This is a genomic window from Roseateles sp., from assembly GCF_036404855.1.
Taxonomy (GTDB): Bacteria; Pseudomonadota; Gammaproteobacteria; order Burkholderiales; family Burkholderiaceae_C; genus Pelomonas.
Genome location: NZ_DASWYS010000378.1, coordinates 21,884 through 35,886 on the forward strand (window position 1 = coordinate 21,884; position 14,003 = coordinate 35,886).

Below are 14,003 nucleotides of genomic sequence, written 5' to 3' on the forward strand. Positions count from 1 at the left end.
TGCGGATGGCGGGCCAAGTGCCCGCGAGCATCCTTGCGATAGCTTTAACCGAGACTGTTTCCGATGGAATTGTTGATTGGTCAGCTGCAGATCATTGCTCGGCGGATGTGGAAGTACCGCTGGGTGGGTCTGATCGTGGCCTGGGTGGCCGGCGTGGTCGGTGCCGTGGTCGTGTTCGCGCTGCCGGACCGCTATGAAGCCAGTGCCCGCATCTACGTGGACACCCAGTCCATCCTGAAGCCACTGATGTCCGGGCTGGCCGTCCAGCCTAACGTCGAGCAGCAGGTGACCATGCTCAGCCGCACGCTGATCAGCCGACCCAATGTCGAAAAGCTCGTGCGCATGGCTGACCTGGATCTGAAGAACCAGTCGAAAGCCCAGCAGGAAGCCACCATCGAGACGGTGACGAGCGCTCTGTCCATCCAGAGCAGCGGTCGCGACAACCTCTACATCCTCGGCTATCGCGACAGCGACCCCGAGACCGCCAAGCGCGTGGTGCAGGCGCTGGTGTCAATCTTCGTTGAGTCCAGTCTGGGCCAGACGCGCCAGGGCACGTCGACGGCGACAACCTTCATCAACGAGCAGATCAAGGCCTACGAGACCAAGCTGGAAGAAGCCGAGACGCGACTGAAGGAGTTCCGCCTGAAGAACCTGTCCAACGCGGCGGGTGACGGCAAGGATGCCGCAGCACGGCTCGCAGAGCTCAGCGCCCAACTGGAGCGCGCGCGGCTGGAGTATCGCGAGGCTGTCAACGCGCGTGATGCCGCCAAGGCGCAGCTGGACGCCGAGAAGGCACGATCCAGCACGCCGACCACGGCGCAGAGCCTGATGCAGGAATCCAATGCCAACGTCAGCACGCCGGAGCTGGACGCCCGGCTGGCCGATCAGCGGCGCAATCTCGATGCGCTGCTGCAGCGCTACACCGACCAGCATCCCGACATCGTCACGACGCGCAAGCTCATCAAGGATCTCGAAGAGCAGCGCAAGAAGGAGATCGCCGAGTTGCGCAAGCAGGCGATCAACATGCCGGCGGCGACGAGCCAGACCGGCGCCAGCATCGCGATGCAGGAGATGGTTCGCGTCCTTGCGATGTCCGAGGTCCAGGTGGCGTCGCTGCGTGCGCGGGTCGATGAATACTCCTCTCGCTACTCACAGGCCCTCGGGGCGATGAAGACGGCGCCGCAGGTCGAAGCCGAGGCGGCCCAGCTGAATCGCGACTACGCGATCCACAAGCGCAATTACGAAGACCTCGTCCAGCGCCGCGAGCAGGCCTCGATCTCGGGCGAACTCGATGTCGCCTCGGGCGTGGCGGACTTCCGGGTCATCGATCCGCCGCGCGCCAACCCCAAACCCGTGGCGCCCAATCGCTTGCTGCTGCTGGCTGGCGCGATGGCCGCCGCCTTGGGTGTCGGCCTGTTCACGACCTTTGCTGCCAGCCAACTGCGCCCGGTCTTCCATGACGCGAATGACCTGCGCACTCGGGTGGAGTTGCCCATCCTGGGCGTCGTGACGCGACTCGTGACCGACGCGGATCGCGCCCGTCAGCGCGTGGACCTGGTTCGCTTCTCCGCGGGCGCCGGTGGGCTGCTGGTGATGTTTGCCGTCGCATTGACGGTCTTGGCTGTGCAACTGAGCCGGCAGGTGGTTTGACATGACGAGCCTGATTGAACAAGCCGCCCAGCGGCTCGAGCAACTGCGCCAGGCCGGCGTGGTACTGCCGGGTGACGAGCAGGCGAAGCCTGCCGCCGAGCCCGCGACGGCCCCGCCTGTGACGGCCGCTCCCGCGGTAGTCGCGTCGGCCTTGGAGGCGAAACCCGCAGCCGTGGGGATCTCGCTCCAGGACGATGCCCCTCACGCATCGTCCAAGCGTGTCGAACTGGACGTTGTCGCCCTGGCCGCGCAAGGCTTCCTGATGCCGCACGCGCCGCGCTCGCAGACCGGCGACCAGTACCGGGTCATCAAGCGCCCGTTGATCAAGAATGCGATGGGCAAGGGCGCCGCAACGATCAACCATGCCAATCTGCTGATGGTGACCAGCGCCCTTGCCGGCGAAGGCAAGAGCTTTACGTCCATCAATCTCGCGCTGAGCATCGCGGCCGAGCTCGACAACACCGTCATGCTGGTCGACGCCGACGTGGCGCGGCCGTCTGTGCTGCGCATGCTGGGCCTGCCCCAGGGGCCTGGCCTGCTCGACGTGCTCGAGGACCGGGTCGAGATGTCCGAGGTGCTGCTGCGCACCAACGTCGAGAAGCTGACCATCCTGCCCAGCGGCACACCGCACCCGCGTGCGACGGAGCTGCTGGCGAGCGACGCAATGAGCCATCTGCTCGACACGATGGCCAAACGCTATCCGGACCGCATCATCATCTTCGACTCGCCGCCGCTGCTGCTGACGACGGAGTCCCGCGTCCTGGCGTCGCATATGGGGCAGATCATCGTCGTCGTCCATGCTGAGAAGACGGCACAGAGCGCCGTGCAGCAAGCCCTCGCAGCGATTGAGACCTGCCCGGTCAAGATGATGCTGCTCAACCAGGCCAGCCCCAACGCTGCCGGCGGCTATGGCTACGGGTATGGCTACGGATACGGCTATGGATACGGGTATGGCTATGGCAGCAATGACTCGGCTCCGACCTGAGTCCCGCCATCTGCCCTTGGTCCTCGCTGTCTTTGCGATGGCGGCCCATGCCCAGCAAGGTGAGGCGGGTGGTTCCGGAGGCGGCGGCTCCATCAAGCCGCGCATCAGCGTCTCGCAGAGCTGGACGGACAACCTCCGCCTCAACGATCAAGACAAGGACGCCGCGCTGATCACCACGGTGTCCCCGGGCATCAGCATCGTGCGCAACACCGGCTCGGTGCGCGGCACTCTGGACTATTCGCTGAACGGTATCGCCTACCTGAAGACGAGCTATGGCTCGCAGGTCCAGAACGCGCTGTCGGCCAGCGGCCAGGCCGAGATCATTCCCGGCACGTTTTTCGTCAACGCGCAGGCGAGCATCGGCCAGCAGAACGCTTCGGCCTTCGGTGTGCAGTCGGCGCCTACGCTGACCTCCCAAGGTGGTGTGTCCGCGCTGGGCGACACGAACCGGCGCGAGACGGGTTCTTTGAGTGTTGCGCCGGTGCTGCGCGGCCAGTTGGGCGGCTTGGCCAGCGTGGACCTGCGCGGCAATTTCTCGATCACCGAAGTGCGCGGCAGCAGCCTGGGTGACGGCCGGGGCTCGGGCGGGTCGCTGCGCATCGCCCAGCTGATGCCCGGTGCGCTGGGCTGGTATCTGATGTTCAACACGCAGCGTTTCAACTCCAAGGATGCGCTGTCCAACAACAATAGTTCCGCGGTCGCGGGGCTGAGCTATCGCCTCGGCACTGACTGGGCGTTCAGTGTCAATGCAGGCCAGGAGCGCAGCGACTACCTCAGCCGAAGCGGCAATGGGAATGACGGTTTCACGGGGGGCGTGACGGCCGACTGGACGCCCACGCCACGCACGCGGGTGAACGGCAACTGGCAGCGTCACAGCTATGGCGACAGCTACGGCCTGAGCTTCGAGCACCGCATGCGCACCTCGGTCTGGCGCCTCTCGGACTCGCGCAACGTCACGCTGGGCAATACCGGCTCCATCGGTGGCGTGCGGACCAACTATGACCTGTTCTTCCTGTTGCTCGCGTCGCAGGAGCCGGATCCGGTCAAGCGTGACGCCCTGGTGCGGGCCACGCTGTTGTCGTTGGGCCTGTCGCCGGACGGGCAGTCCGCTTTGGGGTTTCTGTCTACCGGCCCCAGTCAATTGCACGCGCAGATGTTCAGCTTCACGCTGCAGGGCGTGCGCAGCAACGTCACGGCCAGCGCCAGTCGCACCGTCACCAGCCGCGTGGGCGACAACCTGAACCAGGGCGACCTGGCCAACAACGCGAGCGTCGAGCAGCGCTCCTATTCGCTGTCAGGCAGCTACCAACTCACGGCGGTGACGAGCGTTTCGCTGACGGCCTCGCGCCAGCAAAGCCTGGGCGATGCGGGGCGGCACACGCAGCTCACCAGCCTGATCGCCAACTGGAGCAGCCGCCTCGGCTCGCGATTGAGCGTGCAGCTGGGCGCCCGCCACAGCCGCTTTGAAGGCGTCATCTCGTACACCGAGAATGCGGCCTATGCCACGCTGACCCAACAGTTCTGATATGTACGAAGCCTTCTACGGCTTGAGCAGCAAGCCCTTCCAGCTCAGTCCGGACCCGAACTTCTACTACGGCAGCAAGCAGCATCGCCGGGCCAAGGCGTACCTGGACTATGGCGTGCTGCGCAATGACGGCTTCATCGTCATCACCGGCGAGATCGGCGCCGGCAAGACCACGCTGCTTCGCGGCCTGCTGGACAGCCTGAACCGCAGCAACGTCGTCATCGGAAACGTCGTCACAACACAGCTCGATGCCGAGGACACGCTGCGCATGGTGGGCGCGGCCTTCGGCGTGCGGGTGAAGGACGCGCCCAAGTCCGAGCTGCTGATGACCCTGGAGGCTTTCTTCGTCAACCAGGTTACGCAGGGCAAGCGCTGCCTGCTCATCGTCGATGAGGCGCAGAACCTGACGCCGCGCGCCGTGGAAGAGCTGCGCATGCTGTCCAACTTCCAGTTCAGCAACCAGTCGCTGCTCCAGACCTTCCTTGTCGGCCAGCCCGAGTTCCGCGGCATCCTGCAAAAGCCCGAGATGGAACAGTTCCGCCAGCGTGTCGCGGCGACCTGCCACATCGGCCCGCTGGACGAGGACGAGACGCAGCGCTACATGGAACACCGCCTGAAGTGCGCGGGCTCCACGGGCAAGCCCACCTTCGACCACGATGCATTCCCCGCCATCCACAAGGCCAGCAACGGCATTCCGCGGCGCATCAACCGTCTGTGCGATCGCCTGCTGCTGCTCGGTTTCATGCAGGGGCGCTCGCATTTGACGCTGGCCGACGTGAAGGAGGTGCTGCGCGACATCGCCCAGGAAAGCGAAACGCCGCGCCATGGCGATGCCAGCCCCCTGGACAGCATGCCCGCCAAGCTGCCTGACAGCCGTCCCGGCGTGCTTGACAGTGCGCCAGGCGCCCTCGATGTGGCCAAGTTGAAGATGAGCGTCGCCGAGGTGGACGGCTTGTCCTCCGAGATCGCGGCGTTGAGTGCAGATCACCACACCGACCGCCTGCAGCGCCTGGAACGCAGCATGATGCGGCTGGAGCGCATCAACCTGCAGACGCTGGCGCTGCTGCAGAAGCTGGTGGACGCCGTCAAACAGCATTGAGGTTGCCATGCTGATGCCCACCAAGACCCCGGCCCTGCGCAATGCGATGAGCATTGACGTCGAGGACTATTTCCAGGTCTCTGCCTTTGCGCCCTACATCCGCCGCGACGACTGGAACGGCCTGGAGTGCCGCGTGGAGCGCAACATCGAGCGCATCCTCGCGCTGCTGGCCGAGAAACAGGTCAAGGCGACCTTCTTCACGCTGGGCTGGATCGCAGAGCGATACCCGCAGGTCGTGAAGGCCATCGTGGCCGGCGGCCACGAGCTGGCCAGCCACGGCTACGGCCACGAGCGGGCCAGCGATCTCAGCCCCGCAGCGTTCCTGGACGACATCAGCCGCGCCAAGGCGCTGCTGGAGGACCTGGGCGGCGTGCCCGTCATCGGCTATCGCGCACCCAGCTTCTCCATCGGCAAGGGCAACCTCTGGGCCTTCGACACCCTGCGCGACGCCGGCTACCGCTACTCCAGCAGCGTCTACCCCATTGCCCACGACCACTACGGCATGCCCGACTCGCCGCGCTTCGCCTACCCGGTGCGCGAGGGCCTGCTGGAGATCCCGGTGACGACCGTGCGCATGGGCTCGCGGAACCTGCCCAGCAGCGGTGGCGGCTACTTCCGGCTGCTGCCCTACGCGCTGTCGCGCTGGATGATCCGCCGCGTGAACGAGGTCGATGGCGAGCCTGCGGTCTTCTACTTCCATCCCTGGGAGATCGACGCCGAACAGCCCCGCGTGGCCGGCATCGACGCCAAGACGCGGTTTCGCCACTACGTCAACATCCCCCGCACCCACGGCCGCATCGCGCGGCTGCTGGAAGACTTTCGCTGGGGCCGCATGGATGAGATCTTCCTCGGCCGAGAGGCCAGCCCGCGCGCGCCGGCGCCCACGCTGAGCCCGGCCTGAATGACATCCCCCCTTCGCATTGCGCGCCTGGCCGCGCAGGACAAGGCTGTGTCCGCACGCTGGGACGAGTTCGTCCTGGCTCACCCCCAGGCCACCTTCTTTCATCGCAGCGGCTGGCTGCGCGTCATCGAGTCGGTGTTCGGCCACCGGGGCTTTTTCCTCTACGCCGAGCGTGCGGGCGTCATCGAGGGCGTGCTGCCGCTTGCAGAGGTCAAGAGCCGCCTGTTCGGTCACTCGATCGCCAGCCTGCCGTTCGGGGTCTATGGCGGCGTGGCGGCACTGAACGACGAGGCTGCATCGGCGCTCGAAGCCGAAGCTGAGAAGATTGCGCGAGGGCAGGGCGCCCAGCATCTGGAGTACCGCAACCTCGGTCCCACCCGCCATGCCGACTGGCCGCGCCAGGACCTCTACGTGACCTTCCGCAAGGAGATCCTGCCCGACGAGGAGGCCAACATGCTGGCCATCCCGCGCAAGCAGCGGGCCATGGTGCGTAAGGGCATCAAGAACGAGCTCCGCGCCGAGATCGATGCCAACGTCGACCGTTTCTTCGACCTCTATGCCGACAACGTGCATCGCCATGGCACACCCGCCATGCCCAAGAAGTACTTCCAGGCGCTGCTGGACGAGTTCGGAGCGGACGCCGAGGTGCTGACCGTCACCGCGCCGGACGGCAAACCGCTGTCCACGGTGCTGACGTTCTACTTCCGCGACGAATGTCTGCCTTATTACGCTGGTGACGACGAGGCTGCGCGCGACCTCGCCGCGAACGATTTCAAGTACTGGGAGCTGATGCGCCGCGCATGCGCGCGTGGCCTCAAGGTCTTCGATTACGGACGCAGCAAGCAGGGCACGGGTCCCTATGCCTTCAAGAAGAACTGGGGCTTTGAGCCGCAGCCGCTGAGCTACGAATACCGACTGTTCAAGCGCGACTCCATTCCCCAGAACAACCCGAACAACCCCAAGTACCAACTGATGATCAAGGCATGGCGCAAGCTGCCCATCGGTGTGGCGAACTGGCTGGGGCCGTTCATCGTCAAGAACCTGGGCTGAGGCCTCGATTGAAGATCCTCTACCTCGTCCACCGCCTGCCGTATCCGCCCAACAAGGGCGACAAGGTGCGTTCCTACCACCTGCTCAAGCATCTGGCGGCGCGACATGAGGTCCATCTCGGCAGCTTCCTCGATGACCCGGACGACGAGCAGCACCTGCCGCGCGTGCGCGAGCTGTGCAAGGACCTGCACATCGCGCGCCTGAATCCGCGCGTGGCCAAGCTGCTGAGTCTGCGCGGCCTGCTGAGCGGCGAGGCGCTGAGCCTGCCCTACTACCGCGACGCTGGCCTGCAAGCGTGGGTGGATGAGACGGCCGCCCGCGAGGGCTTCGACGCAGTCGTCGTCTTCAGCGGCGTGATGGCCCAGTACGCGCGAGGCCTGAAGGGTGTGAAGACGCTGGTGGACTTCGTTGACGTGGACTCCGCCAAATGGCGCGACTATGCGCCCGAGCACGCCTGGCCCATGTCCTGGCTGTATCGGCGCGAGTTCGACAAGCTGCTGGGTTTCGAGCAACGCGTGGCGGACGCGGCGGCCTGCAGCTTCTTCGTCACCGACAACGAGGTGGCGCTCTTCCGCGAGCTGAGCCCCGGCCGCGAGCTGCGCCTGGCGGCACTGGGCAATGGGGTCGACGCCGACTTCTTCACGCCGGACGCATCCCGTGCAAGCCCCTTTGCGGCGGATGAGCTGCCGCTGGTGTTCACTGGCGCCATGGACTATTGGCCCAATGTCGACGCAGTGACCTGGTTCGTCAACGGTATCCTGCCCGCGCTGCGCGAGCGCTTTCCGACGCTGCGCTTCCACATCGTCGGTCGCAGCCCGACGCCGGCGGTGCTGGCGCTGGCGGGCGGGGCGGTCAACGTGACCGGTACGGTGCCGGATGTGCGCCCCTTTTTGCAGCATGCGGCGGCGGTCGTCGCGCCGCTGCGGTTGGCGCGTGGCATCCAGAACAAGGTGCTGGAGGCCATGGCCATGGCGCGGCCCGTCGTCGCGGCAGCCACCTGTGTGCGAGCGATCACGAGCACGGCCCAGGCCGGCCTCCAACCTGCCGACACGGAGAGCGACTACGTCGAGCGCGTGAGTGCGTTGCTGGAAGACCGTGAGGCCGCCCAGACCGCCGGCCGCAGCGCGCGTGATTTCGTGGTTGGCGCCTACAGCTGGGATGCTCATCTGGCAGGCCTGGACCGGCATCTGGAGGCCGCATGATCGAGGTGCCCAAACCCTGGCGATTGCCGATGCTCGGCCTGGCGCTGGCCTGGGGCCTCCTGGTGACCTTCTATTTTTCGACCGGCGCAGCGATGGTCGAGATCTGGAACCGCTCAGAAACCTATGCCCATGCGTGGGTGGTGCCACCCATCTCCGCCTGGCTGGTCTGGCGCATGAGGGCGGACCTCGCATCCCTGACGCCCCGCCCGGCCCCGCTGTGGCTGCTGGCCCTGCTGCCGCTGGGGCTGCTGTGGCTGGCGGGTGATCTCGCCGCAGCCAACGCGGCCACGCAGTTCGCGCTGCTGGGCATGGGCGTCGCGCTGGTGCCGGCGCTGCTCGGCACGGTTGTCGCGGGCCGCATGGCCTTCCCGCTGGGCTTCCTGTTCTTTGCGGTGCCCTTCGGCGACTTCCTGACGCCGTGGCTGATGGAGCGCACGGCCGACTTCACCGTCGTCGCATTGCGTGCCACTGGCATCCCGGTGTTTCGTGAAGCCCTGCAATTCATCATCCCCTCCGGCTCGTGGTCGGTTGTGCAGGCCTGCAGCGGGATTCGCTACCTGATGGCCTCGGTGATGGTGGGCACCTTGTTCGCCTACCTCAACTACCACAGCAACCGCAAGCGCTGGGCTTTCGTCGGGGTGGCCGTCGTGACGCCGCTGGTCGCCAACTGGCTGCGCGCCTACATGATCGTCATGTTGGGCCACCTGTCCGGCAACAAGCTAGCCGTCGGCGTGGACCACATCATCTACGGCTGGGTCTTCTTCGGCATCATCATGCTGGCGATGTTCATGATCGGTGCACGTTGGGCCGATGCGGATCGCGAGCCGGCGCCCGCGCCGGCGGACTCCGCGGGGGCGGGCCCGTCGCGTGGCCGCCTTGCTACGGTGCTGGGGCTGGCTCTGCTGCTTCTGGCGCTGCCGACGGGCATGCGGGCCTTGACAGAACGCGCAAGCGCCCACGGTCAGCCGGTGCTCGCGGCGCCCGAACTGCCGGGCTGGACCTGGGTGGCCGAGCCGTTGAGCAGCTGGCAGCCCCATTTCCTTCAACCCGCCGCAACGCTGCACGGTCGCCTGGAGCCGGTCGCGAGTGGCCCAGCGGTGGGTATCTTCATCGGCTATTACCGTGACCAGCGCCACGGCGCCCAACTGGTCACATCCGCGAATGCGCTCGTCAACGATGAAGACGACAGGGATTGGTCCCGCACGGCGGTCGGTAGGGGCGAAGTCGGTGGGCAAGCCTGGCGGACCGCGGAGCTGCGTGGGCAGGCCCTGAGTCAGATTGTCGGTGCCGACGGCCTGGTCCCGCGACTGCGGGTCTGGCAGATCTACTGGGTCAATGGCCGCCCCTTCGTCAGCGATTGGCAGGCCAAGCTCTACGGGGCCTGGCAGAACTTGCTGGGCCACGGGGACGATGGGGCCGTGGTCATCGTCTATGCGGACAAGTCCGCAGCAGGGCCTGACGACGCGTTGCTGCGCGACTTCTTGCACACGCATTGGGCCCGGCTGGACACTGCTTTGCGGGACGTCCGCGACCGCGAATTGACGCGCCAGCGGTGACAATCCGCGCTCTCCAAGAATTCACAGCAACGAGAAACGATCCATGAATACGCTCGCAGTCATCGGCCTCGGATATGTGGGCCTTCCCCTGGTCGTGGAGTTTGGCAAGCAGATCCGCACCATCGGTTTTGACATTGCCAAGAGCAAGGTGGAGGCCTGCCAGCGCGGTACCGATCCGAGTCGCGAGCTGACGGACGAAGAGGTCCAGGCGGCCAAGCACGCCGTCTACACCGACGACCCGAAGATGCTGGCTGAGGCCGACGTCATCATCGTCGCGGTACCCACGCCCGTCGATGAGGCCCACATTCCGGACTTCCGCCCGCTGGTCGGCTCCAGCACCAGCGTCGGCCGGTACATGAAGAAGGGCGCCATCGTCGTCTACGAGAGCACCGTCTACCCGGGGGCCACGGAGGAGGTCTGCATCCCTGTACTGGAGCGCGAGTCCGGCATGAAGTGGAAGCAGGACTTCTTCGTCGGCTACAGCCCCGAGCGCATCAACCCGGGCGACAAGGAACACACGCTGACCAAGATTCTGAAGATCGTTTCTGGCGACACGCCCGAGACGCTGGAGAAGGTCGCCCAGGTCTACGAGAAGATCATCGTCCCGGGCGTGCACCGCGCATCCAGCATCAAGACGGCCGAGGCCGCCAAGGTCATCGAGAACACGCAGCGTGACCTCAACATCGCGTTGATGAACGAGCTGTCCATCATTTTCGACAAGCTGGGCATCGACACCTCCGAGGTGCTGGAGGCCGCCGGCACGAAGTGGAACTTCCTGAAGTTCAAGCCGGGCCTGGTGGGCGGCCACTGCATTGGCGTCGACCCGTATTACCTGACGCACAAGGCCGACATGCTGGGTTACCACCCGCAGGTCATCCTGGCCGGCCGCCGCATCAATGACGGCATGGGCAAGTTCATCGCCGAGCAGACCATCAAGCAGATGATCGCCAGTGGCAGTCCCGTGAAGGGTGCACGTGTGAACGTGCTGGGCCTGACCTTCAAGGAGAACTGTGGCGACCTGCGCAACTCCAAGGTCATCGACATCATCAACGAGCTCAAGACCTACGGGGTCGAGATCTTCGTGACCGATGCGCAGGCCGAGGCCGAGGAGGCCATGCACGAGTACGGCGTGCGCCTGATGCCCTTCGACGACCTGCCGCAGGCGGAGGCCATCGTCGCCGCCGTCTCGCACCGTGAATACGCCAGCCTCTCCATGCAGGACATCGGGAAGAAGCTTGCCAAGGGGGGGGCGTTCATCGACGTCAAGGCCTGCTTCGACGCCGACGCGCTGGCAGGCGCAGGCTACAGGGTTTGGCGTCTCTGAGGCCCAACGCCCGCAGGAGAGGCCCAGGCCGCTGCCCTGCTAGAACAGCTCCCGGAGGACACTGACCCATGTGCGGCATCACAGGCATCGTGGACACCCTCGGCGCTCGCGAGATCGATGCCGGGCAACTGGAGCGCATGAACAATGCGCAGTGGCACCGTGGCCCCGACGAGGGTTCGACGCATCTCGAACCGGGTGTGGGTTTCGGTCATCGGCGGCTCTCGATCATCGACATCGCCACCGGCCAGCAGCCGCTCTTCAATGAGGACGGTTCGGTGGTGGTGGTCTTCAACGGCGAGATCTACAACTACCAGTCGCTGATTCCGGAATTGCAGGCGCTCGGTCACGTCTTCCACACGAAGAGTGACACCGAGGTCATCGTGCATGCCTGGGAGTCCTGGGGCGAAGACTGCCTGCAGCGGTTCCGCGGCATGTTCGCATTTGCGCTGTGGGACAGAAACCGGCAGACGCTGTTCCTGGCGCGCGACCGCATGGGCGTCAAGCCGCTGCATTACGCGGTGCTCGACGATGGCCGCCTCGTGTTCGGCTCGGAGCTGAAGACATTGCTCGCGCAGGGCGACCTGCGCCGCGATCTCGACCCGCAGGCGATCGAGGAGTACTTTGCGCTGGGCTATGTCGCCGAGCCCCGCACGGTGTTCAAGCAGGCCCGCAAGCTGCCAGCCGGGCACTGCCTGCTGATCCGCCGCGGCCAACCGGTGCCGGCGCCCAAGCCCTACTGGGATGTCCGTTTCAGCCTCGACCAGTCGATCACGCTGCCGGAAGCAGAAGAGGAACTGGTGCGGCGGCTTCGTGAGTCGGTGCGCCTGCGCATGATCGCCGAGGTGCCGCTCGGCGCCTTCCTGTCGGGCGGTGTGGACAGCAGCAGCGTCGTGGCCCTGATGGCGGGCGAGTCGGCGACACCGGTCAACACCTGCTCGATCGGCTTTGACGACCCTGCTTACAACGAGTCGGCCTTCGCCCAACTCGTGGCAGATCGCTACCGCACCAACCACCGGCTCGAGGTCGTGGGCAGCGACGGCTTTGACCTTATCGACACGCTGGCGCGTTTGTACGACGAGCCCTACAACGACAGCTCGGCCATTCCGACCTATCGCGTCTGCCAACTGGCGCGCAAGCATGTCACGGTTGCATTGTCAGGCGACGGCGGCGATGAAACCTTCGGTGGCTATCGCCGTTATCGCCTCCATTTGATGGAGGAGCGTGCGCGCTCCGCGCTGCCGCTAGGCCTGCGGAGAGCCGTCTTCGGCCCGCTGGGGCGCTGGTATCCCAAGGCCGACTGGGCGCCGCGCTTCCTGCGCGCCAAGACCACCTTCGAAGCACAGGCGCGCGACTCGGTCGAGGCTTACTTTCACACGATGTCCCAGGTGCGAGAGCCGCTGCGCAGCCAGCTGTTCACGCCGGCCTTCAAGGCAGAGCTCGGGGGCTACAGCGCAATTGAGGTCTTCCGCCGGCATGCCAAGAAGGCGGATACCGACGACGCGCTGGCGCTGATCCAGTACATCGACATGAAGACCTACCTGGTGGACGACATCAACACCAAGGTCGACCGGGCTGCGATGGCGCATTCGCTGGAGGTCCGGGAGCCACTGATGGACCACGAACTGGTCGAGTGGATGGCGCGCTTGCCGTCCTCGCTCAAGCTGCAGGGCGCCGAAGGCAAATACTTGCTGAAGAAGGCGATGGAGCCGCACCTGCCGAACGATGTCCTGTACCGCCCCAAGCAGGGCTTCGCGGTGCCGCTGGCCCGGTGGTTCCGCGGCCCGCTGCGGCAGCGTGTCCGCGACGCGCTGCTGGGCGAGCGCATGGCGGCGACCGGCTGGTTCGAGCGCAAGACCATCCAGGTCATCATTGAGCAGCACGAGTCTGGCGCGCGTGACCACAGCGTACCGATCTGGTCGCTGCTGATGTTCGATGCCTTCATGCGCCACGCGGCGCCCCAGCAATGACAGGCAGCCGATAGCTTGATGAAGATCCTTTATCACCACCGCACTGCGTCGCGCGACGGCCAATCTACTCACATCGAGGAGATGATCGGCGGGCTGCGAGCCAACGGCCATGAAGTCTGGGAATGCGCGCCCTCAGTGGGCGGGCAGGATGGCGGCGGCGGGGGCAGCGCCGGATGGGTGGGGCGGTTGAAGGCGTTGCTGCCTAAGCCGCTCTATGAATTGGCTGAAGTGGCCTACTCGCTGGTGGCCTACCGCAGGCTCGCCCACAGCATCCGCGAACGTCGCCCCGACGGCATCTACGAGCGCTACAACCTGTTCCTGCTCGCCGGCATCTGGGCCAAGAAACGCTTCGGCCTGCCGTTGATCCTGGAAGTTAACGCGCCGATGGCCATCGAGCGCGCGGAGTACGGCGGCCTGGCGCTGGCAGGCTTGGCCAAGCGGCTGGAAGCCTATGTCTGGCGGCGGGCTGACTGGGTGCTACCGGTCACCGAAGTGCTGGCTCAGCACCTGGTCTCGGTCGGGGTTGACCGGCGCCGTATCCAGGTGATTCCGAATGGGATCAACGAGGCGCACTACCGCAACCTGCCGACCGCCGAGGAGGCCAAGCGCTCGCTCGGCCTCGATGGGCGGCTGGTCATCGGCTTCACTGGCTTTGTGCGCGAATGGGACCGGCTCGATCGCATCGTCGCCTGGATCGCCCGGCAGCCTGCCGAGCGCAACGTGCACCTGCTCGTCATCGGCGAT

General features: G+C 65.7%; 11 protein-coding genes. All 11 read left to right on the forward strand.

From position 1 onward, the window contains the following. The first annotated feature begins 63 nt into the window (after nt 1-63). Nucleotides 64-1,650 carry an XrtA system polysaccharide chain length determinant gene (locus tag VGF12_RS25565; protein WP_331178868.1) on the forward strand — a complete coding sequence of 529 codons (1,587 nt, stop codon included), beginning with the start codon at nt 64-66 and terminating at the stop codon, nt 1,648-1,650. A 1-nt stretch (nt 1,651) separates the two neighbouring features. Continuing rightward, nucleotides 1,652-2,635: an XrtA-associated tyrosine autokinase gene (locus tag VGF12_RS25570; RefSeq protein ID WP_331178869.1), complete on the forward strand. Its 984-nt coding sequence runs from the start codon at nt 1,652-1,654 to the stop codon at nt 2,633-2,635. Between the two features lie 16 nt (nt 2,636-2,651). Beyond that, nucleotides 2,652-4,160 carry a TIGR03016 family PEP-CTERM system-associated outer membrane protein gene (locus tag VGF12_RS25575; RefSeq protein WP_331178870.1) on the forward strand — a complete coding sequence of 503 codons (1,509 nt, stop codon included), beginning with the start codon at nt 2,652-2,654 and terminating at the stop codon, nt 4,158-4,160. 1 nt (nt 4,161) lies between these two features. Then, nucleotides 4,162-5,259 carry an XrtA/PEP-CTERM system-associated ATPase gene (locus tag VGF12_RS25580; RefSeq protein ID WP_331178871.1) on the forward strand — a complete coding sequence of 366 codons (1,098 nt, stop codon included), beginning with the start codon at nt 4,162-4,164 and terminating at the stop codon, nt 5,257-5,259. 7 nt (nt 5,260-5,266) lie between these two features. Further along, nucleotides 5,267-6,160: an XrtA system polysaccharide deacetylase gene (locus tag VGF12_RS25585; RefSeq protein ID WP_414710204.1), complete on the forward strand. Its 894-nt coding sequence runs from the start codon at nt 5,267-5,269 to the stop codon at nt 6,158-6,160. Beyond that, on the forward strand, nt 6,161-7,210 hold the full coding sequence (locus VGF12_RS25590; protein WP_331178873.1) for a FemAB family XrtA/PEP-CTERM system-associated protein: 1,050 nt from the start codon (nt 6,161-6,163) through the stop codon (nt 7,208-7,210). An 8-nt stretch (nt 7,211-7,218) separates the two neighbouring features. Beyond that, nucleotides 7,219-8,412 carry a TIGR03087 family PEP-CTERM/XrtA system glycosyltransferase gene (locus VGF12_RS25595; protein WP_331178874.1) on the forward strand — a complete coding sequence of 398 codons (1,194 nt, stop codon included), beginning with the start codon at nt 7,219-7,221 and terminating at the stop codon, nt 8,410-8,412. Further along, on the forward strand, nt 8,409-9,968 hold the full coding sequence (gene xrtA / locus VGF12_RS25600) for an exosortase A (protein ID WP_331178875.1): 1,560 nt from the start codon (nt 8,409-8,411) through the stop codon (nt 9,966-9,968). The genes VGF12_RS25595 and xrtA overlap by 4 nt, the downstream gene beginning before the upstream one ends. Before the next feature lie 43 nt (nt 9,969-10,011). Continuing rightward, a complete protein-coding gene (locus VGF12_RS25605; RefSeq protein ID WP_331178876.1) occupies nt 10,012-11,292 on the forward strand; it encodes a nucleotide sugar dehydrogenase in 1,281 nt (426 codons plus the stop codon). A gap of 68 nt (nt 11,293-11,360) precedes the next feature. Next, nucleotides 11,361-13,259 carry an XrtA/PEP-CTERM system amidotransferase gene (locus VGF12_RS25610; RefSeq protein WP_331178877.1) on the forward strand — a complete coding sequence of 633 codons (1,899 nt, stop codon included), beginning with the start codon at nt 11,361-11,363 and terminating at the stop codon, nt 13,257-13,259. Between the two features lie 18 nt (nt 13,260-13,277). Continuing rightward, the coding region (locus VGF12_RS25615) for a glycosyltransferase (RefSeq protein WP_331178878.1) at nt 13,278-14,003 on the forward strand (726 nt) is incomplete at its 3' end.